This window comes from Gordonia polyisoprenivorans NBRC 16320 = JCM 10675, assembly GCF_000241325.1.
Classification (GTDB): Bacteria; Actinomycetota; Actinomycetes; order Mycobacteriales; family Mycobacteriaceae; genus Gordonia; species Gordonia polyisoprenivorans.
Genome location: NZ_BAEI01000031.1, coordinates 115,918 through 141,474, shown reverse-complemented (window position 1 = coordinate 141,474; position 25,557 = coordinate 115,918). Strand labels below are relative to the sequence as shown.

General features: G+C 66.9%; 18 protein-coding genes. 6 read left to right on the top strand and 12 right to left on the bottom strand.

The features are described 5' to 3' along the window. Positions 1 to 104 precede the first annotated feature (104 nt). The gene (gene lysX, locus GOPIP_RS08090) at positions 105 to 3,506 is read right to left on the bottom strand and encodes a bifunctional lysylphosphatidylglycerol synthetase/lysine--tRNA ligase LysX (protein WP_006369131.1); all 3,402 of its coding nucleotides are present in this window, start codon (positions 3,504 to 3,506) and stop codon (positions 105 to 107) included. 64 nt (positions 3,507 to 3,570) lie between these two features. Here lysX and GOPIP_RS08085 point away from each other — a divergent pair, with 64 nt between their 5' ends. Then, complete coding sequence (locus GOPIP_RS08085) at positions 3,571 to 3,783, top strand: RNA-binding S4 domain-containing protein (protein ID WP_006369130.1); 213 nt, start codon at positions 3,571 to 3,573, stop codon at positions 3,781 to 3,783. Positions 3,784 to 4,159: 376 nt separating this feature from the next. Here the strand turns inward: GOPIP_RS08085 and GOPIP_RS08080 are convergent, their stop codons facing one another. Beyond that, positions 4,160 to 5,059 (bottom strand): cutinase family protein, encoded by a 900-nt coding sequence (locus tag GOPIP_RS08080; protein WP_006369129.1) that lies wholly within the window; start codon positions 5,057 to 5,059, stop codon positions 4,160 to 4,162. Between the two features lie 133 nt (positions 5,060 to 5,192). On the opposite strand from GOPIP_RS08080, the gene GOPIP_RS08075 reads away from it, so the two are divergent. Continuing rightward, positions 5,193 to 5,633, top strand: coding sequence for an SRPBCC family protein (locus GOPIP_RS08075; protein ID WP_006369128.1), 441 nt, complete (start codon positions 5,193 to 5,195; stop codon positions 5,631 to 5,633). Between the two features lie 94 nt (positions 5,634 to 5,727). Here GOPIP_RS08075 and GOPIP_RS08070 read toward each other — a convergent pair whose 3' ends face one another. Continuing rightward, complete coding sequence (locus GOPIP_RS08070; protein WP_006369127.1) at positions 5,728 to 7,182, bottom strand: glutamate synthase subunit beta; 1,455 nt, start codon at positions 7,180 to 7,182, stop codon at positions 5,728 to 5,730. Further along, positions 7,175 to 11,776: a glutamate synthase large subunit gene (gltB, locus tag GOPIP_RS08065; protein ID WP_006369126.1), complete on the bottom strand. Its 4,602-nt coding sequence runs from the start codon at positions 11,774 to 11,776 to the stop codon at positions 7,175 to 7,177. The genes GOPIP_RS08070 and gltB overlap by 8 nt, the downstream gene beginning before the upstream one ends. A 420-nt stretch (positions 11,777 to 12,196) precedes the next feature. Here gltB and GOPIP_RS08060 point away from each other — a divergent pair, with 420 nt between their 5' ends. Further along, on the top strand, positions 12,197 to 13,237 hold the full coding sequence (locus tag GOPIP_RS08060; protein ID WP_006369125.1) for an alpha/beta hydrolase: 1,041 nt from the start codon (positions 12,197 to 12,199) through the stop codon (positions 13,235 to 13,237). A gap of 224 nt (positions 13,238 to 13,461) precedes the next feature. Here the strand turns inward: GOPIP_RS08060 and GOPIP_RS08055 are convergent, their stop codons facing one another. Further along, complete coding sequence (locus GOPIP_RS08055; RefSeq protein WP_006369124.1) at positions 13,462 to 15,669, bottom strand: DUF2254 domain-containing protein; 2,208 nt, start codon at positions 15,667 to 15,669, stop codon at positions 13,462 to 13,464. A 178-nt stretch (positions 15,670 to 15,847) separates the two neighbouring features. On the opposite strand from GOPIP_RS08055, the gene GOPIP_RS08050 reads away from it, so the two are divergent. After that, positions 15,848 to 16,666: an oxygenase MpaB family protein gene (locus tag GOPIP_RS08050; RefSeq protein ID WP_006369123.1), complete on the top strand. Its 819-nt coding sequence runs from the start codon at positions 15,848 to 15,850 to the stop codon at positions 16,664 to 16,666. On the opposite strand, the gene GOPIP_RS08045 is transcribed toward GOPIP_RS08050, so the two are convergent. The 3 genes from GOPIP_RS08045 to GOPIP_RS08035 form a co-directional block, all read right to left on the bottom strand. Beyond that, positions 16,642 to 17,040 carry a DUF5073 family protein gene (locus tag GOPIP_RS08045; protein WP_006369122.1) on the bottom strand — a complete coding sequence of 133 codons (399 nt, stop codon included), beginning with the start codon at positions 17,038 to 17,040 and terminating at the stop codon, positions 16,642 to 16,644. The genes GOPIP_RS08050 and GOPIP_RS08045 overlap by 25 nt on opposite strands. A gap of 2 nt (positions 17,041 to 17,042) precedes the next feature. Then, a complete protein-coding gene (locus GOPIP_RS08040; RefSeq protein ID WP_006369121.1) occupies positions 17,043 to 17,822 on the bottom strand; it encodes a heavy metal-binding domain-containing protein in 780 nt (259 codons plus the stop codon). Between the two features lie 160 nt (positions 17,823 to 17,982). Beyond that, complete coding sequence (locus tag GOPIP_RS08035; RefSeq protein WP_006369120.1) at positions 17,983 to 18,879, bottom strand: LysR substrate-binding domain-containing protein; 897 nt, start codon at positions 18,877 to 18,879, stop codon at positions 17,983 to 17,985. Between the two features lie 90 nt (positions 18,880 to 18,969). Between GOPIP_RS08035 and GOPIP_RS08030 the strand changes: the two genes are divergently transcribed. Then, positions 18,970 to 20,190 (top strand): MFS transporter, encoded by a 1,221-nt coding sequence (locus GOPIP_RS08030; RefSeq protein ID WP_006369119.1) that lies wholly within the window; start codon positions 18,970 to 18,972, stop codon positions 20,188 to 20,190. A 7-nt stretch (positions 20,191 to 20,197) separates the two neighbouring features. Here the strand turns inward: GOPIP_RS08030 and GOPIP_RS08025 are convergent, their stop codons facing one another. Further along, a complete protein-coding gene (locus tag GOPIP_RS08025; RefSeq protein ID WP_006369118.1) occupies positions 20,198 to 22,534 on the bottom strand; it encodes a thiamine pyrophosphate-binding protein in 2,337 nt (778 codons plus the stop codon). Positions 22,535 to 22,717: 183 nt separating this feature from the next. After that, positions 22,718 to 23,206: an Lrp/AsnC family transcriptional regulator gene (locus GOPIP_RS08020; protein WP_006369117.1), complete on the bottom strand. Its 489-nt coding sequence runs from the start codon at positions 23,204 to 23,206 to the stop codon at positions 22,718 to 22,720. A 124-nt stretch (positions 23,207 to 23,330) separates the two neighbouring features. On the opposite strand from GOPIP_RS08020, the gene GOPIP_RS08015 reads away from it, so the two are divergent. After that, positions 23,331 to 24,155, top strand: coding sequence for a PIG-L deacetylase family protein (locus GOPIP_RS08015; protein WP_006369116.1), 825 nt, complete (start codon positions 23,331 to 23,333; stop codon positions 24,153 to 24,155). Positions 24,156 to 24,203: 48 nt separating this feature from the next. Here GOPIP_RS08015 and GOPIP_RS08010 read toward each other — a convergent pair whose 3' ends face one another. Beyond that, the gene (locus tag GOPIP_RS08010; protein ID WP_014358391.1) at positions 24,204 to 25,040 is read right to left on the bottom strand and encodes a hypothetical protein; all 837 of its coding nucleotides are present in this window, start codon (positions 25,038 to 25,040) and stop codon (positions 24,204 to 24,206) included. A gap of 78 nt (positions 25,041 to 25,118) precedes the next feature. After that, the gene (locus tag GOPIP_RS08005; protein ID WP_006369114.1) at positions 25,119 to 25,544 is read right to left on the bottom strand and encodes a DUF779 domain-containing protein; all 426 of its coding nucleotides are present in this window, start codon (positions 25,542 to 25,544) and stop codon (positions 25,119 to 25,121) included. Positions 25,545 to 25,557: the final 13 nt, after the last annotated feature.

Genomic DNA, 25,557 nt, shown 5'->3' with positions numbered 1-25,557 from the left:
CAGCGCCCATCACCTCGCCGACAGCGCCTTCGCGACGCGTCCTCGAGCGCTCTCGGCGTTGAGACAAGCGCCGTCGGCGTGAAACCGGGCGCCGTCGACGACGGTTATCCCTCGTCGGGCTTGACCAACGGGAACGGCAGCGATTCGCGGATCGACTGACCGGTGATCAGCATGACGACGCGGTCGACGCCGACGCCGAGTCCGCCGGTGGGCGGCATCGCGTATTCGAGGGCCTCGAGGAAGTCCTCGTCGAGTTCCATCGCCTCCGGATCACCGTCGGCGGCCAGGATCGATTGCGCCGTCAGCCGTTTGCGTTGTTCGACCGGATCGGTGAGCTCGGTGTAGGCGGTGCCGAGCTCGACGCCCCAGGCGACGAGATCCCACCGTTCGGCGACACCCGCGCGGCTGCGGTGGGCACGGGTGAGCGGCGAGGTCGACGTGGGGAAGTCGATGTAGAACGTCGGGAACGTCGTGCGGTCCTCACCGAGGTGCTCATACAGTTCGAGCACCAGCGCCCCCGCGTCCCAGTCGGGGCGGTGTGCGATCTCCAGCCGATCACAGATCCGACGCAGGTCCTCGGCGCTCGTCTCCGGCGTGACCTCCTCACCGGCACCCTCGGAGACCACCTCGTGCACGGTCTTGACCGGCCAGTCACCGGAGATGTCGATGCGCTCGACGGTGCCGTCGTCACCGGTCCGGTAGATCACCGGCTCACCGTGCGCCGCGGTCGCGGCGAACTGGATCATCTCGCGGGTCAGATCCAGCATCTTCAGGTAATCACTATGCGCCTCATAGGCTTCGAGGCTGGTGAACTCGGGGTTGTGGCTGAAGTCGACGCCCTCGTTGCGGAAGTTCCGCCCGATCTCGTAGACCTTCTCCACCCCGCCGACGCAGAGCCGCTTGAGGTACAGCTCGGGTGCGATACGCAGATAGAGGTCGAGGTTGTAGGCGTTGATGTGCGTCTGGAACGGGGTGGCGTTGGCGCCGCCGTGGATTCGCTGCAGGATCGGCGTCTCCACCTCCAGGAAATCCCGGGTGGCGAGGAAGTCGCGCAGCGCTTTGACGACGACGCTGCGGGTCTTGAGCAGGTCCCGGCTGCGGGCGTTGGTCGCCAGGTCCAGATAGCGTTGGCGCACACGGGCTTCCGGGTCGGTCAGACCGGCCCACTTGTCGGGCAGCGGACGCAGGCATTTGCCGTTGATCCGCCACGCGTCGATCAGCACCGACAACTCGCCCTTGCGGCTCTCGCCGAGCATGCCACGCACCTCGACGAGATCGCCGAGGTCCACATCGGAGCCGAAATCCGGTGTGCCCGGAATGATCCGGGAATCCTCGATGAGCAACTGCACCTGCCCCGACCAGTCGTGGAGGTCGGCGAAGATCACTTTGCCGAAGTCGCGCAACCGGGTGATGCGGCCGGCGATGGTGACCTGGGTGCCCTGCGGTAGTTCCCGGGCCGCGGCGATGGTGTGGGTGGGCGCGTCGGCCGGCGGGTACGGGTCGAAGCCCTCGGCGATGAGCCGATCGAGCTTGGCCATCCGAACCCGGACCTGCTCGGGCCGATGCACGGAGACCGCCTGCTGATCGGCCTCCTCGGCGAACTGCGCGACGAGCGCGTCGACGTCGACTCCCTGCGGCACCGACGGCTCGCCGGCTTCGTACTGTTCCTTGCGGCCGAAGCGCGGCAGCCGCACGAAACCCTCGGTGACGATGCTCGCCAGCCCGGCACGCGGGAGCATCCGGGCGTCCTCGAAGCACAGGTACCGCGGCTGCCAATCCGGCAGGTACTTCGCGTTGGAGCGATAGAGCGACTCCATCTGGAAGAACCGGGAGCCGAACATCAACGCCGAGTAACTCGCCCGCATCACCGGTCCGGCACCGATCTGCCCGCCATGCTCGAAGAAGGCGCGAAACGTCGCGAAATTCAGGGAGATGTCGGTGACGCCGACCTGTTCGGCACGCTGACACAGCTCGACGACCATCGTCTCCACCACGCCGTTGACGCCGTTGCGGTCGCGGCGCATGAGGTCGAGCGAGACCCCACGCCGACCCCACGGGACGAAGGACAGCAAGCCGATGACCTTCTCGTCGTCGGTGCCCTCGTTCTGGATCGCCTCGACAAGCAGGCAGTTGCCATCGGCGGGGTCGCCGAGTCGCGAGAGTGCCATCGCGAAGCCGCGTTCCTCGTCGGTGTCGCGCCACGCGTCGGCGCGGGCGATCGCCTCGGCCATCTGTGCGTCCGACAATTCGCTGTGCCGTCGGATTCGTACGGTGACCCCGGCCCGCCGGTTACGGGTGACCGCCTGGCGCACACTCTTCATCGCCGGTCCCGACAGCGTGAAGTCGCGGGTGTGGATGATCGCCTCGTCACCGATGTTGAGCGTGCCGAAGCCCGCCGCGTCGTATGCCTCGGCGCCGCGCTCGCTGGCGCCCATCGCCGCCGGATGCCAGCCGTACCGCTCGCACAGCGTCAGGAACTCCGCGATCGCCCCAGACCACGAGTCCGGGTCGCCGATCGGATCACCGCCGGCCAGTCCGACGCCGAGTTCGACGCGATAGGTGATCGCCGCCCGACCGTCGAGCGAGAACACCACGGCCTTGTCGCGGCGGGTGGAGAAGTAGGCCAGCGAGTCGTCGTCGCCGAACCGGTCGATGAGCGCGCGGATCAGTCGTTCGTCCTCCGCGGTGATCAGCGACTTGAGCCGCTGAGACCGGAACAGCACGATCGCGGCGGCGATCAGGGCCAGAGCCCCGAACAGTCCCAGCAGCCCGTTGATCCACGGATGGGTGTGGTGGCCGTCGAAGGTGCGCTGATCGATGGTCGCGAAGGCGACGACGCGGTTGAACGCATACGGCAGACGCTCCCCCGACTCCAGGCTGCCGGGTACCAGCACCACCAGACCCCAGCCCAGCATGGTGGCAACAACCAGCCCGGTGATCAGCACACCGAGCGCACGCAGCAACGCGGCGCGGCGGACCCGGGTGTAGAACTGCCGGAACGTGAGAACCAGGAAGAAGAGGATGGCCACCTGTATCGCCAGCCCGATCCCGGTGTTGATCCGCTCGGTGCGGGTCATGTCCAGATCGGAGCCGATCGCCGGGATCAGGAGCAGTGCGTTGGTGAGCATGAACAGCACCAGCAGGATGACGCAGATCCACCAGGCGATGCGTTTGCGGGCGGCGAGTGCGATCGCCACCAATGCCAGCACATAAGCCCATGCGAAGCTCGTCTCCGGCATCGCGACGATGTAGTTGTCGACGTAGTCACGAGGAACGTGAATCCAATGCCGGAAGAACGGAAAAACGCTCGACGCCAACGCAATTGCCGCCATGACGCCCACCACGGTGCCGGCGATCCGCGGCGCGTTGTGCCCGAAACCCCGTGGATGCCGGATCTGGTCGAGCAGATCAGCCGAACGGCGTTCGGCCGCTGTCCGATCCGGCGGCACCGATCCGTGCTGCTTCTCGTCGTCGGGGGCCTGCTGCACTCCGGTCTCGACCGCCATGACAGACAACCTTAGTGCGCGGTTCGGCTCGCCGGGAACGCTTGCCGTCTGCCAGGATGGCGGTGTGTTCGACGTCGCGATCAGTGATCAGGTCATCCGGCTCGGCCAGTTCCTGAAGCTGGCCAACCTCATCGACTCCGGTGCGGAGGCCAAGGAGGTCATCGCCGACGGATTGGTCTGTGTCAACGGTGACGTGGAGACCCGACGCGGTCGTCAGCTCGTCGTCGGCGACGTCGTCGAATTGGGCGGGCAGTCCGCGCGTGTCTCGGCGGGGTGAGTCCCACCGGCCGGGCGCAACGGCGGTCGGCCCCGGCTCAGCCGTGGAGTCGATTCAGCCGTGGAGCCGACGGAGTTCAGCAGCGGTGATCAGTCGTTCGGCTTCGGCCGGGAATATTCGTGCCTGACGGCGGGTGCGTCGGATGGACAGCGCCCCGAGCCGGGCGGGTCGACGGGGTCCGTGGAGTGTCTCAGCCAACTTCATGACTCAACGCTTCCCTGAATCAATACAACGGATACTGACTTCGTCTTACTGTAGCGGCGGTTTTCCAACTCGCAACCACACCCGTGTACGTCGATGATGACACGGAAATCGTTACCGTCCTGGTAGCGACGCGCGACCCGGTGACCTGCGGAAGATCACGACGTGGCGAAGATCACGCCAGTCCGGCGAGGTAGTCGTGCGCCCACTGCACCGCCGTCACTCCCGGCTTGACCTGGAACGTCGCGTAGTCACCGTGCGATCCCGACTGGATGAACTTATTGAACTCGATGATCTGCTCACGCGCCCGCGCGTTGCTCAACTCCTGCACGATCCGCCCGGGGCCACCCTGGGTGAGCATCTCGTTGACGATCGCCGCCGCCTCGAGCTGGTACTGGCCGTACTGGCTGGGCGTCGGATCACTCGTCTCGGCGAGGTAGCCGACGACGCGCGTGACGTAGTAGTCGCGCGGGGTGTTGCAGTAGAGGTCGCTCGGCACGCAGATCTGCCGGGTGACCGGCGTCAGCCATCCCATGCCGCCGATGCGGGGTCCGCCACTGCCCTGGCCGGTGAGCGGGGGTCCCACCAGCGGATCCTTCGACGAACGACGCGGATCGGCGAGGAGCACCACCCCGGCGACCTGCTGTGGACGCACCCGCTCGGTGCCCGCGCCGACCTCGGAGGCGAAGTCGCCGGCGGCGTCGGCACCCTGGCTGTAGCCGGTCAGCGCGATCTTGGTGGCCGGGCAGCGTCGCAACATGGTGACCGCGAGGCCGGTCACGTTCGAGACCGCCTGCGCCTTGGACTTGCCGTAGATCGCCTTCTCCCAGGGGAATGCGGTCGCGTCGTAGCGGACGTAGGCGACCTGGGTGTCGGCGCCGAGGCCGGAGGTCACGTCGCCGAGCAGTCCGGGTCCGTCGGCCCATGTGCCCGGTACCGCGATGACATAGAGCCGCGGACAGTCGGCGGCGTGCGCCGTGCCACCCGCCGCGACCGCGCCGATCGCCGCGATGAGCAGGGTCAGGACCATCACAAACAGCTTGCGCACGAGCGCCTCCCCTTCAATCGTGGCCATCGGCCGGGTCCCCGCAGACCCGCGACCACCGACCAATACCCGAACGAGTTTAGGACCGGGGAGACGGTCCGCAAACCCTTCGGCGACGAAATACCGGTGAACGACACCGCTTATCGGACAAAGGAGCCATGCTGTGGTCAACGTCTCGCGCACCTTCACCGTCGACCGTCCCCGCGACCAGGTCGTCACCTATCTCCGCGACTTCGCCAATGCCGCGGAATGGGATCCGGGAACCGTCGAATGCACGCAAAACACCCGGGGCCCAATCGGTCTCGGCACCACCTGGCGCAACAAGACCACGCTGTACGGCATCTCCACCGAGCTCACCTACGAACTCACCCGCGACGACCCCGACCACGTCGTGTTCACCGGTTCCAACAAGACCGCCACGACGACCGACGACCTCTCGTTCACCGACGCCGGCAACGGCCGTACCTCGATCACCTATGCGGCCACCGTCGATTTCCAGCGATTCGGCGCCATCGCCGAACCGATCTTCGCGGTCATCTTCAACCGCCTCGCCGACTCGGTGCCCAAGGAGATGACCAAGGCCCTCGAAGGCCGGTCGAACTGATCTCCGCCTGGTGAGCCTGCCTCCGCAGACGACTCGACCGGTGACCGGCGCCCCGTGCGGGACCGCCGACCACCGGTCGTCGTGATCGTGTGCCTCAGCGCTGGGCGACCTGCGTGGGGTAGATCGGAGCGGGCAGGTCGGTGCGACCGGCCAGGTACTGATCGGCGGCCGCCGCGGCCGAACGCCCCTCGGCGATGGCCCACACGATCAGTGACTGACCGCGGCCGGCGTCGCCGGCGACGAAGACGTTCTCCTGGCCGACCGCCCGGAACTCGTCATCCCGCTTGATGTTTCCGCGCTGGTCGTATTCGACGCCGAGCTTGTCGAGCAGGTCGGTGCGTTCGGGTCCGACGAAGCCCATCGCGAGCAGCACCAGGTCGCACTCGAGCTCGAAGTCGCTGCCCTCGACCTTCTCGAAGCGGCCGTCACGCATGACCACCTCGTGTGCCTTGAGGCCGGTGACCTTGCCGTTCTCGCCGACGAACATCTCGGTGTTGACCGAGAACACCCGCTCGCCGCCCTCTTCGTGGGCCGAGGAGACGCGGTACATCAACGGGTAGGTCGGCCACGGGGTGGACTCGGCGCGCTCCTGCGGCGGACGCGGCATGATCTCGAACTGGTGCACGATCTCGGCGCCTTGACGCAGCGAGGTACCGAGGCAGTCGGCGCCGGTGTCGCCGCCGCCGATGATGACGACCTTCTTGCCCTTCGCGGTGATCTGGCCGTCGACGGTGTCGCCGAGCTGTACGCGGTTGGCCTGCGGCAGGAACTCCATCGCCTGGTGGATGCCGTCGAGTTCGCGGCCCTCGATCGGCAGATCGCGACCGATGGTCGAGCCCATCGCCAGGATGACGGCGTCGAAGTCCTCCCGCAGCTGCGCGACGGTGATGTCGACCCCGACGTTGACACCGGTGCGGAACACCGTTCCCTCGGCCTTCATCTGCTCGAGACGACGGTCGATGTGGCGCTTCTCCATCTTGAACTCGGGGATGCCGTAGCGCAGCAGGCCGCCGATGCGGTCGGCCCGCTCGTAGACGTAGACGGTGTGACCGGCGCGGGTGAGCTGCTGTGCGGCGGCCAGTCCCGCGGGCCCGGACCCGACGACGGCGATGTTCTTGCCGGTGTGCTCGGTCGGCAGCACCGGGGTGACCAGTCCACTGTCCCAGGCGTTGTCGATCAGCTCGACCTCCACCTGCTTGATGGTGACCGGCGGCTGATTGATGCCGAGCACGCACGACGCCTCGCACGGCGCCGGGCACAACCGCCCGGTGAACTCCGGGAAGTTGTTGGTGGCGTGCAGACGTTCGATCCCGTCGTCCCACCGATCCTTGTACACCAGGTCATTCCACTCGGGAATGAGGTTGCCCAGCGGACAGCCGTTGTGGCAGAAGGGGATACCGCAGTCCATGCACCGGCTGGCCTGTGTCTGCAGGTGGTCCTTGTCGAAGTCGGTGTAGACCTCTTTCCAGTCGAGCAGGCGCAGGTCGACCGGACGACGGTCGGGCAACTCCCGCTCGGTGTGCTTGAGGAATCCTCTGGGGTCAGCCACGTGCGGCCTCCATGATCGCTTCGTTCACGTCTCGTCCATCTCGCTCGGCGTCCGCGGCGGCTGCCAGCACACGCTTGAAGTCGCGCGGCATCACCTTGGCGAACTGCGTCTGCGTGGTCTCCCACTGCTCGAGCAGTGCTGCGGCGACCGGTGATTCGGTTTCGTCGCGGTGCTCGGTGATGATGCCCGCGAGGAACTCGAGATCGTCGTCGTCGAGCGGTTCGAGTTCGACGAGTTCGGGATTGAGGTTGTCGGCGAAGTTCTGCTGCGGGTCGTACACGTAGGCGATGCCGCCGGACATGCCCGCGGCGAAGTTGCGCCCCGTGCCGCCGAGGACCACCACACGACCGCCCGTCATGTACTCGCAGCCGTGGTCGCCGACGCCTTCGACGACCGCGGTGACACCCGAGTTGCGCACACAGAACCGCTCGCCGACCACACCGCGCAAGAAGATCTTGCCCGCCGTCGCACCGAACCCGATGACATTGCCGGCGATGATGTTCTCCTCGGCGACGAACCCGTCCGGGGCGTTGCGCGCCGGACGCACCACGATGCGGCCGCCCGAGAGTCCCTTGCCGACGAAGTCGTTGGCATCGCCCTCGAGGCGCAGCGTGATGCCCTTGGGCACGAACGCACCGAAGCTGTTGCCCGCCGAGCCGGTGAAGTCGATCATGATCGTCCCGTCCGGGAGACCCTGCGCGCCATAGGCCTTGGTGACCTCGTGGCCGAGCATCGTGCCGACGGTGCGGTTCACGTTGGTGATCTTCGACGAGAAGCTCACCCGGGTACCGTGGTCGATCGCCTCCCGGCTCTGCGCGATGAGCTGCTGATCGAGAGCCTTGTCGAGACCGTGATCCTGCACGCCGGAGCAGTACAGGTCCTGGTTCATGAACGGCGATTCCGTCTCGGCGAGCACCGAGGACAGGTCGAGCTTGCCGGCCTTCGCCGAACCCCAGTGCGACAGCGCCTTTCCGGTGTCGAGGGCCTCGACGTGGCCGACCGCCTCCTGCAGGGTGCGGAAGCCCAGACGGGCCAGCAACTCGCGGACCTCCTCGGCGATGAAGAGGAAGAAGTTCTCCACGAACTCCGGCTTGCCGGTGAAACGCTCACGCAGCAACGGATTCTGGGTGGCCACACCCACCGGGCAGGTGTCGAGGTGGCACACGCGCATCATGATGCAACCCGACACCACCAGTGGGGCGGTGGCGAACCCGAATTCCTCGGCGCCGAGCAGCGCGGCGACCACCACGTCGCGTCCGGTCTTGAGCTGACCGTCGACCTGTACCGAGATGCGATCGCGAAGACCGTTGAGCAGCAACGTCTGCTGGGTCTCGGCCAGACCGATCTCCCACGGCGCACCCGCGTGCTTGAGCGAGGTGAGCGGCGAGGCGCCGGTGCCACCGTCGTGCCCGGAGATGAGCACGACGTCGGCGTGTGCCTTGGACACACCCGCGGCGACGGTGCCCACGCCGATCTCGCTGACGAGCTTGACGTGGATGCGCGCCTGCGGGTTCGCATTCTTCAGGTCGTGGATCAGCTGGGCGAGATCCTCGATCGAGTAGATGTCGTGGTGCGGCGGCGGCGAGATCAGCCCGACACCGGGGGTGGAGCCTCGCACCTCGGCGACCCACGGGTACACCTTGTGCGGCGGCAGCTGGCCGCCCTCGCCGGGTTTGGCGCCCTGTGCCATCTTGATCTGGATGTCGGTGCAGTTGCTCAGGTAGTGCGAGTGCACACCGAAACGGCCCGACGCGACCTGCTTGATCGCGCTGCGGCGCCAGTCACCGTTCTCGTCATGGTGGAAGCGACGCGGATCCTCGCCGCCCTCACCGGAATTCGAGCGTCCACCGAGCCGGTTCATCGCGATCGCGAGGGTCTCGTGCGCCTCGGCCGAGATCGAGCCGAAGCTCATCGCACCCGTGGAGAAGCGTTTGACGATCTCGCGCGCCGATTCGACCTTGTCGATCGGGATCGGGTCGCGGTCACCGAAGTTGAAGTCGAACAGACCGCGCAGCGTCGCGAGCTTGCGCGACTGGTCGTCGACGAGCTTGGTGTATTCCTTGAACACCTTGTACTGACCGGTGCGCGTCGAATGCTGGAGCTTGAACACCGTGTCGGGGTTGAACAGGTGGTACTCGCCCTCACGGCGCCACTGGTATTCGCCGCCGACCGGCAGTTCGCGGTGGGCCCGCTCGCTGGGACGGTCGTTGAACGCCAACGCATGTCGGGCGGCGACGTCGGCGGCGATCTCGTCGAGACCGATTCCGCCGAGCTGGCTGCGCAGCCCGGTGAAGAACTCGTCGACGGTGTCCTGGTTGATGCCGATGACCTGGAACAGCTGCGCGCCGGTGTAGGAGGCGAGGGTGGAGATGCCCATCTTGCTCATCACCTTGAGCACGCCCTTGCTCGCGGCCTTGATGTAGTTGGCGCGGGCGGTCTCGAAGTCGATGTCGCCCAACGCGCCCCGCTCCACCATGTCCTCGATCGATTCGAAGGCCATGTACGGATTGACCGCCGCCGCACCGAATCCCACGAGGGTGGCGACGTGGTGGACCTCACGGCAGTCACCGGACTCGATGATCAGTCCGACGCGGGTGCGCTTGCGCTCGCGCACCAGGTGGTGGTGCACGGCCGCGGTCAGCAACAGCGACGGGATCGGGGCCAGCGTCTCGTCGGATTCGCGGTCGCTCAGGATGATCAGGTTCACCCCGTCGGCGATCGCCGCGCTGACCTTGGTGCGGACCTCGTCGAGGGCCGCACGCAGACCGGCGCCGCCCTCGGCGACCGGGTACAGGCCGTGGATGTGGGCGCTGCGGAAGTCCGGGAGGTTCGGGTCGTCGTTGATCCGGACGAGCTTGGCGAGGTGGTCGTTGTCGAGAACCGGGGTCGGCAGCACGATCTGCCGACACGACTGCGGGCTCGGGTGCAGCAGATCGGCCTCGGAGCCGATGGTCCCGCCGATCGCGGTGACGATCTCCTCGCGGATCGCGTCCAGCGGCGGGTTGGTGACCTGGGCGAACATCTGCTGGAAGTAGTCGAACAGCATCCGCGGCCGGGCCGAGAGCACCGCGATCGGGGTGTCGGTGCCCATCGAGCCGATCGCCTCGGCACCGGTGCGCGCCATCGGCGCCACCAGCAGGTCGAGCTCCTCGGTGGTGTAGCCGAAGGTCAACTGCCGCAGGGTGACCCGGTGATGCGACATGTGCTGGTGCGGCAACGCCTTGACGTTGTCGATGTGCACCAGGCCGTTATCGAGCCACTCCTGGTACGGGTGCTCGGCGGCGAGCTGATCCTTGATCTCCTCGTCGTCGACGATGCGGCCGGCGGCGGTGTCCACCAGGAACATCCGGCCGGGCTGCAGCCGCATCTTCTGCACGACGTCGGCGTGGTCGATGTCGAGGACGCCGACCTCCGAGGCCATCACGACCAGTCCATCCTTGGTGACCCAGATCCGGCTGGGGCGCAAGCCATTCCGGTCGAGGACGGCGCCGACGACGGTACCGTCGGTGAAGCAGACCGAGGCCGGTCCGTCCCATGGCTCCATCAACGTGGCGTGGTACTCGTAGAACGCCTTGTGCTCGGGCTTCATCGACTCGTGACGCTCCCAGGCCTCCGGGATCATCATCAGCACCGCGTGCGGCAGGCTGCGACCACCGAGGTGCAGCATCTCGAGGACCTCGTCGAAGCGCGCGGTGTCGGAGGCACCGGGCGTGCACACCGGGAAGATCTTCTGCGAGACGTCGTCACCGAACAACTCGGTGTCGATGAGCGCCTCGCGCGCCCGCATCCAGTTCTCGTTACCGGTGACGGTGTTGATCTCGCCGTTGTGGGCGACGCGCCGGAACGGATGCGCCAGCGGCCACGACGGGAAGGTGTTGGTGGAGAAGCGCGAGTGCACCAGGCCCAGCGCGCTCTCGACCCGCGAGTCCTGCAGGTCCAGATAGAACTCGCGCAGCTGCGGGGTGGTCAGCATGCCCTTGTAGACGAAGGTCTTGCCGGACAGGCTCGGGAAGTACACGGTCTCGCGGCCCGGGCCGTCGGCGCCTGCACCCTTGGTGCCGAGCTCGTTCTGGACGCGCTTGCGCACCACGAAGGCCCGGCGTTCGATCACCATGCCGTCGGGATCGGGGGTGCCCTCGGGCAGCGCGATGAACACCTGACGGAAGGTCGGCATCGCGTCGCGGGCGAGTGCGCCGAGACCGTTCTCGTTGACCGGCACCTCGCGCCAGCCGAGCATCCGCAGCCCCTCGGCCTCGACGATCTTCTCGACCGACTCGCACGCCTCGGCGGCGTCCTTGGAGCCCTGCGGCAGGAAGGCGATACCGGTGGCGTAGCCGCCCTCGGCGGGCAGCTCGAAGTCGACGACCTCGCGCAGGAAGCGGTCGGGAACCTGGATCATGATGCCGGCGCCGTCACCGGTGTTCGGTTCGGCACCCGCGGCTCCGCGGTGCTCGAGGTTGATCAGCGCGGTGATGGCCTTGTCCACGATGTCCCGGCTGCGTCGGCCGTGCATGTCGACGACGAAGGCGACACCGCAGGCGTCGTGCTCGTGGATGGGGTCGTACAGCCCTGTGGGACCAGGAGCATGCTTCATAATCTGCCTCACTTCGCGCGCGACGTTGCGCACCGATTGACCCGTATACGTCTGTGCGGACGCGGCACCGTCGACTGTGCCCCCGGAAGTGCCGAAACCATGGGCTGACCTGGCTCTTCCGACGATCGGACGGTGGCGTCCCCTGAGGTCAGCGCCGTTGCTGACACCTGGACCCGGCAGTCGTTGCCAGGCAGGAACCACCCTGCTCGCTAAGCATTGTCAGGTATTTTCTCACGCGCGGTGCCCAGTATCGAAATCCGGCTACCACATCGACGCCGACGTCGCAGCGTATGGCGCACAACGAGTGTTGCCTTACGCCGTCCCCGACAGCGCCCATCTCCTCGCCGACAGCGCCCTCCCAGCCGCCGACAGCGCCCAATCCGCTCATGCCGGGCCGTCCGTCGTCCTACTGTCGATTTCGTGAACACCGTCGCCCCTGACCTGTCCGATCCTGCGGCACCACCGCACCCCGACACCCACGTCGGTCCGGGTTCGCGCCGGTCGCACGCCCTCAACAGCTATCTGAGCCGGGTCAGCCGACCGCTGATGGCGGCCACCCGCTACGGCCCCTCTCCGGTGGCGGTCCGGATGCTGCGGGCCACGCGGCCGGGCGTGAACCGCTCGCTGGCCGCGATGTGCCCGGTCCCCGCGGGCACCGCGGTGCTCCCGATCGCCACCCGTCACGGTGACGGCCAGGTGCGCGGCGAGTGGGTGGGCACGGTCGACACCCACGGTCCCGGCCTGACCCGCGGGCGTGATCGGCCAATTATCTACTACCTGCACGGGTCGGGATACGTGGTCTGTTCACCGCGCACACATCGCGGTCTGGTCGCGCGGTTGAGCAGGCAGACCGGTTTCCTCGCGTTCAGCCTCGACTATCGCCTCGGTCCCGAATACCGGTGGCCGACCGGCGGAGACGACACCATCCGCGGCTATCACTGGCTGCTCGACCAGGGCATCGACGCCGACCGCATCGTCGTGGCAGGGGATTCGGCGGGCGGTCATCTCGCGCTGGATCTGCTCGCCGACAATCACCGAACCGGCACCCCACAACCCAGCGCCATGGTGTTGTTCTCCCCGCTCTACGACCCCAGCTTCGCCACCGCCGTCGCTCACGAACGCGCAGGGGCGCGCGATCCGATCATCGATGCCGTTGCGGCGCAGAAGATCCTGCGTCTCTACACCGGTGACGCCGATCCCGACCACCCGCGGATGCGCATCCCACTCGACGACGGGATCACGTTGCCGCGCACGCTGATCCAATACGGCAGCCTCGAGGTGATGGGCCAGGACGCGCGCGACTACCACCAGGCACTGGTGCGCGCCGGCGGAGACGCGCAGATCGAGGCCTGGCGTGGTCAGGGCCACGTCTTCCAGATGTTCGGCCGACTCACGCCCGACGCCCGCCCGGCCGTCCGGCGCGCCAGCGCATTCCTGACCGAATCGGTGACCGCGCACTGAATTTCACCTCCCTGGAGACCCCTTGAAGCGGCCGATCACCGTGCGTGGATGTGACCCGCGCCCGGTTTCGTGCATCGATGGTCGAGGTGCGAGCCGCGTGCGGCGAGCCTCGAGACCGCTTGAGGCGGCGCTGCATTCGAGCTACCGCGGACACCGAGAACGTCGCGTCGGCGTGAATGCACGAGCTCCCCGCCGCAGCCGTCGATGTCGGAGAGCGCGGCCACTCAGCCCACCGATCCCCGCTCCGACCCGTAGCCCTGGCGATCGGGGGCAAGCGCGAGCCTGCGGTCGAGCGGGACCTGCCACTCGCGGTCGATCTGTTCGTCCAGCGCCGCAAGACGTTCGGTGATCGGTGGCTGTTGATCGTCCGGGCAGCGGCGCGCGAGTGTCTCGTACAGCGCGCGCAGACGGCGGTGGACCTGCGCCTGCCCGTGACTGTGCCGACGGATCTCGTCGGTGCCGATGGCGACGTAGTCGGCCCAGCTCCGTCGGTACCCACCGACCAGGGTGGCTCGTGTGGAGAGCAGGTCCGCACGCACGCGGGGCGCCAGCATCAGTAGCAGGTCCTCGGTGTGGTCGAGCGCGAGGACGACGGTGCTCGGGTCGTTGCCCGCACTCGAGATCGCCTTGAGGGCGATGTCGGAGATCGATTGCAGCGCGGCCGCAGGGCTCACCGACGGCTGGTGGGTGTCCCCGAAGAGCAAGCAGCGCAACACCTTGTGGGCGGCGATCGAGTTGCGGCGGTCACCGCTGACGGCGATCACCCCGACGTCGTGCGGGACGTGATCGCCCACGGCGACCAGCAGATCGAAACGCACGTGCCCGGCGACGGCATATCGCTGTAGTTTCGCGACGTTCACCGCCAACAGCACGCGGCCGCGGGTCGCCGTTTCCTTGAGGTGAATGATCCGGCGCGCATCGTCGGGATGCCCGGAGTCCACCGCGGGCGGGCCGACGGGCACCACAGCGTCGTGCGTACCGTCTTCCGGAACCTGCTCCGGGGCAACCTCCTCTGCGGCAACCTCCTCTGCAGCAACCTCCTCTGCGGCAACCTCGTCGGGAAACTGGCGGCGGATCGCCGAGCGGCCGTCGGCGGCGATCCAGCGCATGAGTTGCGCAGAGTTGAGCACGGTGCCGACCTTGGCCACCAGCGCGATGAACAGGAAGGCCGAGACGACGGTCAGCAACGCCGCGATCGCCGTCGACACCCCGGGCGTGGTGTCGTCGGGTTCGGCCAGCGCCAGGTCCATCGCCACCATCACACTGAACACGAATGTGGCCAGGAAGAATCCGATGGACCAGCGCATCACCGGCTCGCGTTGCAGCCGTGGGATGACACGCACCGAGATCTGCGACGCCCCGAACTGCATCGCCAGGGTGACCGCGGTGAACACCAGACCGGTCAGCGTGGCCATTGCTCCCGCGATGACCCCCAACACCGTGGCCAAGGTCCCCGAATCCACCTGCAGCCCCAGCGATTCGTCGAGGGTGATGCACAGGATCGCGGCAATCACCGCGAGCACCACCAGGATCACCGGCAGACGCCAGGTCGGCACCACACGCAGTTCGCGACGGGTCCGTCGCCATCGGATGGCCGTCGCCACCGCGTTGGGCGCGGCGACCCTCGGCGGGACGGGAGCCGGGGTCACCGGGAGCACGGGCGGGAGGTCGGGGACGCCGAAGCGACCGGCGAGCGCCTCCTGGACCACGATCTTCCAGCGGATCAGCGGCTCCCGGTAGCGGATCTCACGGCGGATCGCCTTGTCGAGCTTGCCCTCCTTGCCTGCGTAGAACCAGCGCGCCCACGGCGATCGGGGACGGGCCACGCGAAAGGTCCCGAACAACAACAGGAACGGGATGAACATCCCGATCAGCCCGGTCCACAGCTTGCCCTTCATCAGGGTGATCACCGCCAGCACCACATTGGCGGTCACGATCACCGCGGCGGCGATCCGGGTACCCGGGTCGGGGCCTGCGGCGATCTCGGTGGCCGCGTCGGAGAAGCCCAATGGCCGTAATCCGAGGAGAAACAGCACCCCGATCGCGATCGCGACGAAGACCGCGTCGACCGACGAACGGCCTTCTTTCTCCCAGTACACATCTCGCAGATGCAGGATCAGTGCGAACTCGTCGAGCACCAACGCGCAACCGATTCCGAAGATCGCCGCGAGCACGCAGTCGGCGATCGGGGTGTCGAAGCGCGAGAGCGCCACGAGACCGAACCCCGACAACAGCATCGCGATGACTCCGAAGAACTCGTGGTGCAGGTGCATCCCGCCGGGCGTGACGTTGCCCGGCCACCAGCGCACCTGCGCGCGGATGAGCCGCACGCTGATCCGGATGAACAGGAATGTCGCGATGAACGCGAGGAGGAACAGGAACAGCGGCAGACGACCGGTGGCCACGATGGCGTGGTCGAACCAGTGGGTCATCGTCGTGCCCTGTCTCGGTTGCCGTGTCGGTCTCGGGTGCACCCGGGTCGATGCCGGTGAGCTTACCGCCGCGCGGTGTCCCGATTGCCGCACATCGTCGATCGCGGCCCCGGCTCGCGCCATCTCGGCCCGGTCTCGCGCTATCGTGGACACACTCACACGAGGTCGGGGGGCCACGATGACGTCAGCACGTTCCGGTGCCGCACGCATTCGACTCGACGAGACATCGCTGCTGTGGCGTTTTCTCGCCGATCGACGTTTCGTGATGTCGATCTGCCGAGCGGTGTCGTTGCAGATGTTGCACCCGTCGATCGCCGCGGCGACGCACGAGTTCTCCATCGTTCCGCGACGGGTGTTCGTGCACAAACAGCGCACCGTGCCGTGCATCATCCGGTCGGGATACGACGCCGGCTTCGACGAGGTGCGCCTCATCCGCTACAGCCACGACTCGTTTCGCGGACGCCGACCGGACGGACGTGCGTATCACGCACTGAATCCGTCGGTGTTCTTCTTCGAGCACGCCACCTACGTGGATGCCCTGTTCACCTGTGTCGAGGTGTTCTTCGGTGGTCTCGACGCCGACGACAAGCGTCGGCTCTACGACGAGACCTGCGAGTGGTATCGGCGGTACGGGATCTCGGCACGGGAGATGCCCGCCTCGCTCGACGACTTCGGCGACTACTTCACGCATGCGCTGGCCACCGAACTCGATCCGGTACCGGGCCTCGACTGGTATCGGGATCAGTTGCTGCGCCCGGATTATTGGCTGTTCCAGCAGCTTCCGACCCGGGCGGTGCGCGCGATCCAGCATCCGGTGGCCGCGCAGATGTTGGGGATCACGGTCTCGGCGGCCGACCGCCGGGCACTGTCTCGCTTCGCCGGACGCCTGCGGACGATGGACGCCGTACGCCCACGACGCAACATCCATCCCGACGACCTGGCCGACAAGGTCCTCGCCGCCCGCCGGAGCGTTCAGACGATCGCGGCGAGACCGTAGAGCGCCGAGTGCACGGCGATGTCGGTCTCCGAGCCGAGTTGCTGTGCGGCGGAGAGCACTTCGACGGCGAGTCGACGTGCCGCGTCCGACGGCGCGGGTCGCTCGGTCTGCAATGTGATGCCGCGTACGGTGTGGCGCAGTTCCATCGGTGCCGCGCCCGGCCCCGTCGCCACGAACTCCCACTCCCCCGCACGTAGCACCGGCGGCTTGGCGGCACGGAGCAGCCTGGCGGGTTGCTCGGCCCGATAGACGAGTCCGGGCACATCGGCGAACGCTCCGATGGCCGTACACGCGCCCGCCGGCGATGTCAGCACCGCCGCGAGAACCCTTGTCGCGGAATCAACGTCGAACCTCTCGGAGTCAGGGATGGTCATGATCAGAAGGACAGGACGGGCGAGGGACGCACCGGGGTGGGCTCTCCGGTTCGCCGTACTGCGGTACCGATCACGAAGAACTCCAATGTGTGTGGCCCCCAAACCCATTCGGACACCGAGAATTGCACCCCGACGATGCCCGTACCCCCGTCACGCTCGGCCTCGGACTGCATGCGCGTCATCGCGAGTTCTCGCGCCTCGTAGTAGGCCTGCGTCCACTGCGGCATCTCCACGTTGCGGCCCATCTGCTTGAGCGTCTGCATGAATCCCTGCACTGCAACGTGATACACGCAGTTACCCAAGGTGAACGCGACCGGCGCGTACCCGGCCTGCGAGAGTTTGAACAGGTCCTGACCCGACAGATGCGAGCTGAACGCCCGCCCGTCGGGACGACGATAGGCGCCGGGCTTCGCGGTGAACCGCACCGCGGTGCCGATCGCCAGGTATTCGATGTGCTCCGGCGAGGCGCCGTGCGGCCGCCATTCCAGTCGCACACCGACGATCCCATCGGCGTGCAGCGCGTCGGCCTCGGCCTGCATCCGCGCCATGGCGTTCTCGCGGACGTTGTACATCGCAGAGGTGAGCACCTGCATCTCCGTGCTCTGCCGGATCGACGCGGTCTGGATGCCGACGTGATACACCGACGTCCCCATCACCAGACCCAGCGGCTCGAATCCCGCCGACTCGACCAGGACGAATTCGTCGATCGACAAATCCGAGGTGAAGAGCCGACCACTCTCGGCGAGCCGCGCACTCGCAACGGGGTCCAACGGAGCGTTCACTGGCCTTACCTCCCTGATCACCTCGCGGGGAACTCACCCCACCACGCGAGTATGACACCATTGCGCCGCTCGGCCGATGGACCTCGGTTGACCGAATTACCTTGCCCACCAGTCAATCCGAACTATCGGACAAACCGCCCGAATGCACCGTCCTCGAGACCTACTGCCCCGCTGCCGATTCCGCACCACCGGCGGCAAACTCTCCGACAAACACCCGAAACCGCTCAGCCGCCACCGGAAGTGGTCGCGGTCGAAACCACGTCAACCCGATCTCACGTGTCTCACCAGCCAGCGGGACGAACACGACGTCGGCGACCCGGTTCGCATCGTCGACGGGGACCACACCCACTCCCAGGCCCGCCCCGACCAGCCCGGCGATCGTCGCGAGCTCGGCCGACTCGAACGTGATGGTCGGGGTGATGTCGGCGGACGCACACAGCTCGTCGAAGATCCGGCGCATGCCGAATCCGTGTTGCATGACGATGAACTCCTCGTCGGCGGCCTCTGCCAGACCGATACTCGTCCGGCCGGCAAAGCGGTGACCACGCGGCACGACGAGCGCCAGATTCTGTTGCGCGATCGGCTGCCACGCCATGTCGGTCCGCATCGGCCGCGGCGCGACGATGGCCAGATCGGCGTCGCCGGTCTCGATGTGCTCGACGACGGTGGCCACGGAGTCCTGCGCGAGGGTGAATCCCGCACCCGGATTGCGCTCGCGGAATGCCCGGATGAGTTGCGGCACCAGGCTGATGCCGAACGAATGCAGGAAAGCCAGCCGGACCACACCTCGCGTCGGTCGTCGCATGTCGTCGATTTCCCGGCGTGCGGCGTCGAGTTGTGCGTGCGCGCGACGCGCCCGTTCGAGGTAGACACGGCCGTAGGCGTTCAGCGCCAGACGTCGGCCATGCCGGTCGAACAGCGCAACGCCGACCTCTCGCTCGAGCCTGCCCACGAATCGCGACAGGGTCGGCTGCGAGACGGCGAGCCGCTCACCGGCCGCCGTCAGGTTCTCGGCCTCGGCAATGGTGATGAACCACTCGATCTCGTCATGCACCATGCCATGCTAGCTGCGCTTATTCATTAGTGAATAAACAAGTCTACAAAGATTCATTTTGAGCATGTGGAGAGTCGGGCTCACGCTGGAACAGTGAGCACCACAACAGACGGCATCGCCGCACCCGCGCTTCCCCAGACCCGTCACGCCCTGGGCTCACCGGGCTATCGGCGCGCCACCGTCGCCCTGTTCGCGGCCGGTATGACGACGTTCATGGCCCTGTATTACGTGCAGGCCCTGCTACCGCATCTGTCGGAGCACTTCGGGACATCGCCGACGACGTCGGCGCTCGCGGTCTCTCTGACCACCGGTTTCCTCGCGATCGCGATCATCCCGGCGAGTGTCGCGTCGGAACGTTTCGGGCGCGTACGGGTCATGGTGATCTCCGCGGTCGCCGCGTCGGCGATCGGCGTCGTGTTGCCGTGGTCGCCGTCGATCGACGTCCTGCTCGCCGGGCGCGCCCTCCAGGGCGTTCTGTGCGCGGGGGTGCCTGCGGTGGCGATGGCCTACCTCGCCGAGGAGGTGGAGGGTCGCTCGTTGGGCACCGCGATGGGTCGCTACGTGGCGGGCACCACCATCGGCGGTCTCGTCGGCCGGCTCATCCCCGGGTTCGCCGTCGATGTGATGTCATGGCAGTGGGCACTGGAGATCGCGTGTCTGGCCTCACTCGGTTTCGCGCTGCTCTTCTGGCGGACGATCCCGGCCTCCCGATTCTTCACCCCGCGTCGGGTATCCCCGTCGGTCACCGCGCGAAACCTCTTGTCGCACCTCGCCGATCGCCGACTACTACCGCTGTTCCTCATCGGTTTCGTGTTGATGGGTGGCTTCGTGACGGTCTACAACTACCTCACCTATCGGTTGCTGCAGAGCCCGTTCGACCTCGGTGAGGCGGTGATCGCGTCGATCTTCTTCATGTACCTCGCCGGCACCGCCTCCTCGGCGCTGGCCGGCCGGCTCGCCGACCGCATCGGCCGCCGGACAGTGCTGGCCGCCTCGATCGTGGTGATGCTCACCGGCCTGGGAGTCACTGTCCCCGAACATCTCTGGTCGGTGCTGGTGGGCATGTTCCTGTTCACCGCGGGCTTCTTCGGGGCGCACTCGGTGGCGAGCGGCGCGGTGTCGGCGCGGGCCACCACCCATCGCGCCGAGGCGTCGTCGTTGTACCTGTTCCACTACTACCTCGGCAGCTCAGTGGTGGGAGCCGTTGGCGGCCTGGTGTTCTCGTCTTTCGGCTGGAGCGGTGTCGCCGTCTTCGTCGGTGTGCTGGGCGCCGTCGGCCTGGGACTGGCGATGGTGCGGTCCGAGACGATCTGATCTCGGTTCAGCCGAGGAGGTCGAGTGCGGCCCGCACGATGCTGTCGGTGTCGATGCCGTGGTGGCGGTAGACGTCATCGAGAGAACCGACCTGGCCGAAGCGGCTGACGCCGAGCGCGGCACCGGTGACTCCGCGGATACCGGCGAGGAATGCCAGGGTGTGCGGATGACCGTCGAGGACGGTGACCATCGGGGTGGCCCGATCGGCCGGGAACGCCTGGTCGAGAATCCAGGTGGGTGCCTCGGCGAGGCCACGCCGTGCCTGAAGTGCCTCGAAGAGAAGGCCCGGGCTGGTGACACACACGACGTCGGCGGCGATGTCCTGAGCAGCCAAACGTTCTGCAGCTGCCAGGGTTTCGGTCATCAACGCGCCCATGCCGACCAGGGTGACCACCGGAGCGGCGACCCGGCGCAGCGGATAGGCACCGGCGATGACCTGACGGCGCCGACGCTCCCGGGCCGCGGGATCGGTGGGCACCGCCGCCAGTGTCTGATCGACCGGTCGGGTCGACAGGCGCAGGTACGCCGAACTCCCATCGGGGCGCCCCAGCAGACGCATCGCCGCGAGCAGCGTCCATTCGGTGTCGATCACGAATGCGGGTTCCCAGCTGGCGCAGCCGGGTTGTTCCATGCCGATCGAGGGAGTCGTGATCGACTGGTGGGCACCGCCTTCCGCGGCGAGTGTGACACCCGACGGGGTACCGACCAGGATCGATTGGCCGCCGGCGTAGATACCGTAGGACCACGGTTCCAGAGCCCGCTCCACAAACGGGTCATACATCACCCCGATGGGAAACAGCGGCTGGCCCCACCGGCTCCATGTGGCTCCCAGCTCACCCATCAGCCCGACGAGGTTCGTTTCCGCGATCCCCAGTTCCATGTGCTGACCGGTCGGCTTCTCCCGCCAGTGCATGATCGTCTCGGCGTCGTCGTCGAACCAGTTTCGTCGTTCGGCCGGTGACCAGATCTCCACCTTGTTCAGCCATCCGGCGAGGTTCGTCGTCGAGCTGACGTCCGGGCTCACGGTGACGATGCGTTGGGCCGCCTCCGGTGCGTCGCGGGTCAGGGCGAGCAGGGCCCTACCCAGGGCCGCCTGCGTGGTCGACGTTCCGCCCGGTGTCCGTCCGAGGTCGTCGGGAACCGTTGGCGGAGTATGAGTCTGAATCGGCGCGCGAGTCAGTCGACGTGCGGTCTCCACACACATCCGTCCCGCGTCGGTCTCGGGGTCGAATCGAGCCCACGGATGTCCGGGATCCATCCCCATCGTCGTTGCCAACTCGTCGAATTGCTCCACCGTCAACAGCGACGAGTGATTCTGCGGGTGTCCTTCGGTGGGCAGCGCATGACCCTTGATCGTGTACGCGATGATGACCGTCGGCCTGGTGTCGTCGATGTCGGCGAACGCCTGACGCAACGCGTCGAGGTCGTGGCCGCCCAGGTTGCGGATCGCAGCCGTCAGGGTCGCATCATCGAGTTCCGCGACGAGAGTGGCGATCTCCGGCGCCCGCTCGTCGTCACCGGGCATCCGCGCCCGCAATTCTTGCGCGGTACAACGCAACAGCCTCTGGTACTCCGCGTTGGGCATGCTCAGGATGCGCTCGCGCAACGCGTCGCCACCCGGACGGGTGAACAAAGTCTCGAGGAGGTGGCCGAATTTGACGGTGATCACCTGCCAGCCGGCGGCCTCGAACATGCTCGCCAGCCGCCCGGCCGCGATGTTGGGAACCACCCGGTCCAGCGACTGCCGATTGAGGTCGACGATCCACACGATCTCACCGAGGTCACGGACCGACGGGTCGAGAATGGCTTCCCACACCGCGCCCTCGTCGAGTTCGGCGTCGCCGACCAAGGAGTACTGGCGTCCCTTGCCCGCCGGGCCGATCTTGGCGTCGACGTAGCGACGGGCGATGGCACCCCAGATCGGTGCCGTGGCGCCGATGCCGACGGATCCCGTGGAGTAGTCGGCGGGATCGGGATCCTTGGTGCGGCTCGGATACGATTGGAGCCCACCGAATTCACGCAATGTCGTCAGGTAGCGCTCGTCGAGGTCGCCCAAGAGGTAGTTGATCGCGTGCAGCACAGGCGATGCGTGCGGTTTCACCGAGACGCGGTCGGCGTCGGTGAGTTGCTCGAACCACAGCGCGGTCATGATCGACGTGATCGATGCACACGAGGCCTGGTGACCTCCGACCTTCAGCCCGGACGGGTTGGGGCGTACACGATTCGCGTGATGAATGATGGCCGTGGACAACCACAGCACGCGCTCCTCGATGCTGCGGAGGGCGTCCGGCGTGACGGTGTCGGCGGAGGGCTCGGTCGGATCGACGATCTGAGCTGACTTCATGGGGTGGCATCCTTACCCGGCTCTGGGTGCAGAACTCGTCCCCCAGTCGACCACCGGCGCGCACATCAATCAAGCGGCGCCGTGCGATCTCAGCATTGTGCACACCATCCCTCGGAAGGCCGGATCGTCGGTGAGCAGTATGTGCAACAGCCTCGAAACCGGTTGCTTGCTTGCCGGTTGGGGTCAGTCCGCGGTCAACCGCTCCAAGAGCCCGGATAACCGATAGTCGACCAGTTTTCGCATCACGAGCGCGGTGGTCGTCCGCGTGACCCCGGGGATGTCGAGAATCTGGCCGGCGATTCGATACAGATCGTCCGCATCGCGAGCGACGACATGCACGAGCAGGTCGCTGATCCCGCTGAGCCCGTGGACCTCGACCACCTCGGGAACGTCACCGAGTGCCGACGCGATCGGCGTCAATTGGCTCTGGGTGACATTCGTCAGGATGAATGCGGTGAGCGGGTAACCGAGCGCCGCCGGATCGATACTGCGCTCGAAGGAGCGCAGCACTCCCCGTTGCTCGAGCTTCGACAGCCGGGCCTGCACGGTGTTCCGCGAGAGTTGTGTCCGATCCGCAATCGCCAGGACGGTGGCTCGTGGATCATCGGCGAGCGCGGCCAGGATGCTCCCGTCGATGGCATCCACCGTTGCAGGCGGCTGGGAGTTGGGCATGGTGACAACTTTCCGAATCTTCTGCGCATACCAGCACGCGCTTCGGGTGTGAGTTCATGGCAGTGCTGCAAGCAGCGTACTGCGACGAGCACCCCGCGGGCCCCGACCTGAGATGCTGTAGCGCATGAGCACCATCGTCTTCGTCCACGCCCATCCCGACGACGAGGCCACGGCCACCGCGGGCAGCATGATCCGCGCCGCACGTGAGGGGCACCGGGTGGTCGTCGTCTACTGCACCGACGGCGACCCGGGAGAGCACGGCGACGGCGACGTGCCCGATGATCTCGCTCCCGGAGAAACGGTGGCCATGAGACGTCGCGGTGAAGCCGAGGCGTCGGCGGCGATCACCGGCACCGCGCGCGTGGCGTGGCTCGGATACGCCGATTCGGGGATGACCGGGTGGACCCAGAACGGCACCGACGGCGTCTTCTCCCGCGCGCCCGTCGAGCAAGCGGCTCGCCGACTTGCCGGCATCCTCGACGAGGAGGGCGCCGACGTCGTCGTCGGCTACGACTGGCACGGCGGCTACGGTCATCCCGATCACGTGATGCTGCACCACACCACCCGCGCCGCAGCAGAACTCGCCGTCAAGCGACCGCGCTACCTGGAGGTCACGATGAATCGTGACCTCATGCGCCAGCTGTTCGTCCTGGCCGCCGAGATGGGCCTCACCGGCGAGAACAACACCGACGGATTCAACCCGGATGCTCCGGGCGACGACGGCAATCCGATCGGCACACCGGAAGCCGAATTGCATTGGGCCGTCGATCTCGGCGACGACGTGACGGCCAAACGCGAAGCGTTGGCCTGCCACGCCAGCCAGAGCGACGTCCGTCAGCTACTGGCACTCCCGGTCGAGGCGTTCCCGTTCGCCTTCGGCACCGAGCACTACATCGAACCCGGCCGGCCACCCGGCATGGTGCGGGGCTGGTGGCTCGATGCTGACTGACACCCCAGCGTCACAACGGATTACGACGCCGGATTACGACGATCCGGGTTACGACGATCCGAAGCTCGGGAGTTGAATGCCGCCCAGCGAGCCGTTGCTGCTCCGGACCGCGAAGTTGGTCGTGCAGCCGTTGAAGGTCACGTTGTCGACGTGCACGGTGCCGGTGCCGCCGTTTGGCTGGCTGGAGATGCCGTAATCCTCGACGACCGTGGCCTTTCCGCCGGAGTTGGCGGCGGTGGTCAGCTCGGCAAGAGTGCCGGTCTGGCCCCGCGGGATCGTGCCCAGGGAGCGGGTTGCCCACCATTGATCGGACGATGCGGCGTCAGGCGCACCCGCTGCGTCGGAAGCCGACCAGACCAGCGTCGCGAAGCCATTCCCTTCACCTGTGTTCGCGCCGGTCACCCGGATCTGCCAGTTCGCATTGCCCGTGGACTTCTGGAAGGTCAACGGCTTTCCGGCCAGCTGGGTCAACGGCAGCTTCCCCGCCGAGTGGTACGACGCCTGACGCGGTACCTGCGGACTCGTCGCGAACTCCAGTGATCCGTCGTCGTCGCTCACGTTGGTTGCCGTGATCTTGCCTGCCTGACCCTGTTCGTCACCGAAGCTGTTCCCCCATCCGTTCGGCGCCGTCGGTGTCGCGATCCTCGCGCAGTTCGCCGACGACACCGGCGCCGCCGACGCCGTTGCCGGGACCATCAGGGATGCGGCACCCACGACCGCTCCGACCGCAAGGGCACTGGTCATCACACGTTTCATCGGGTAATTCGCCTCCGTCACATCGCCATTGGTGGACTTGGTTGCACTACGCAACAGCCTCGACGGTAACAGCGGCAAATATCGACCATTGCCGGTTTCGGACATTTCCCCCGATGAGACGACAGACATCCTCTCGACACGACGAATGCCCGCCGGCTCGCCGAGCGAGCCAACGGGCACATGCCGATTGGTACGTCGCGGAAACGATCAGACGCCGACCGCCGCACCGGTCAACGGCGGGTTCGCCGACAGCACGGCATTCTCGTCCTCACTGAAAGCCCTTGCCCGCGAGAGGAATCGCACTCCTTCGGGGGATTCCAGGCTGAATCCGGCGCCCCGTCCGGGCACCACGTCGAGGATCAACTGCGTGTGTTTCCACAGTTCGAACTGATCGCCGTTGATCCAGACCCGTACTGCCGGAATGGGTTCGGGCAGATCGATCTCGCCGACCAGCACGTCGCGCTGGCCCACTCGGTACTCCCCGACGGGGTAGCACATGGGGGCGGAACCGTCACAGCATCCACCGGACTGGTGGATCATGAGTCCGCCGTGCAGCTCCGACAACTTGGTCAGGAGCTGCACGGCGGCGTCTGTGGCGACCACCCGATCAGGAACGTTCTGTTCGGTGGTCATCGTTGCACCTCTT

Bases quoted from the DNA above. Each gene is read 5' to 3' on its own strand.
- GOPIP_RS08055 (WP_006369124.1), bottom strand. From the start codon at position 15,669: ATGACCCACTGGTTCGACCACGCCATCGTGGCCACCGGTCGTCTGCCG.
- gltB (WP_006369126.1), bottom strand. From the start codon at position 11,776: ATGAAGCATGCTCCTGGTCCCACAGGGCTGTACGACCCCATCCACGAG.
- GOPIP_RS08025 (WP_006369118.1), bottom strand. From the start codon at position 22,534: ATGAAGTCAGCTCAGATCGTCGATCCGACCGAGCCCTCCGCCGACACC.
- lysX (WP_006369131.1), bottom strand. From the start codon at position 3,506: ATGGCGGTCGAGACCGGAGTGCAGCAGGCCCCCGACGACGAGAAGCAG.
- GOPIP_RS08005 (WP_006369114.1), bottom strand. From the start codon at position 25,544: ATGACCACCGAACAGAACGTTCCTGATCGGGTGGTCGCCACAGACGCC.
- GOPIP_RS08050 (WP_006369123.1), top strand. From the start codon at position 15,848: ATGACGTCAGCACGTTCCGGTGCCGCACGCATTCGACTCGACGAGACA.
- GOPIP_RS08020 (WP_006369117.1), bottom strand. From the start codon at position 23,206: ATGCCCAACTCCCAGCCGCCTGCAACGGTGGATGCCATCGACGGGAGC.
- GOPIP_RS08045 (WP_006369122.1), bottom strand. From the start codon at position 17,040: ATGACCATCCCTGACTCCGAGAGGTTCGACGTTGATTCCGCGACAAGG.
- GOPIP_RS08080 (WP_006369129.1), bottom strand. From the start codon at position 5,059: ATGGCCACGATTGAAGGGGAGGCGCTCGTGCGCAAGCTGTTTGTGATG.
- GOPIP_RS08010 (WP_014358391.1), bottom strand. From the start codon at position 25,040: ATGTCTGTCGTCTCATCGGGGGAAATGTCCGAAACCGGCAATGGTCGA.
- GOPIP_RS08035 (WP_006369120.1), bottom strand. From the start codon at position 18,879: ATGGTGCATGACGAGATCGAGTGGTTCATCACCATTGCCGAGGCCGAG.
- GOPIP_RS08015 (WP_006369116.1), top strand. From the start codon at position 23,331: ATGAGCACCATCGTCTTCGTCCACGCCCATCCCGACGACGAGGCCACG.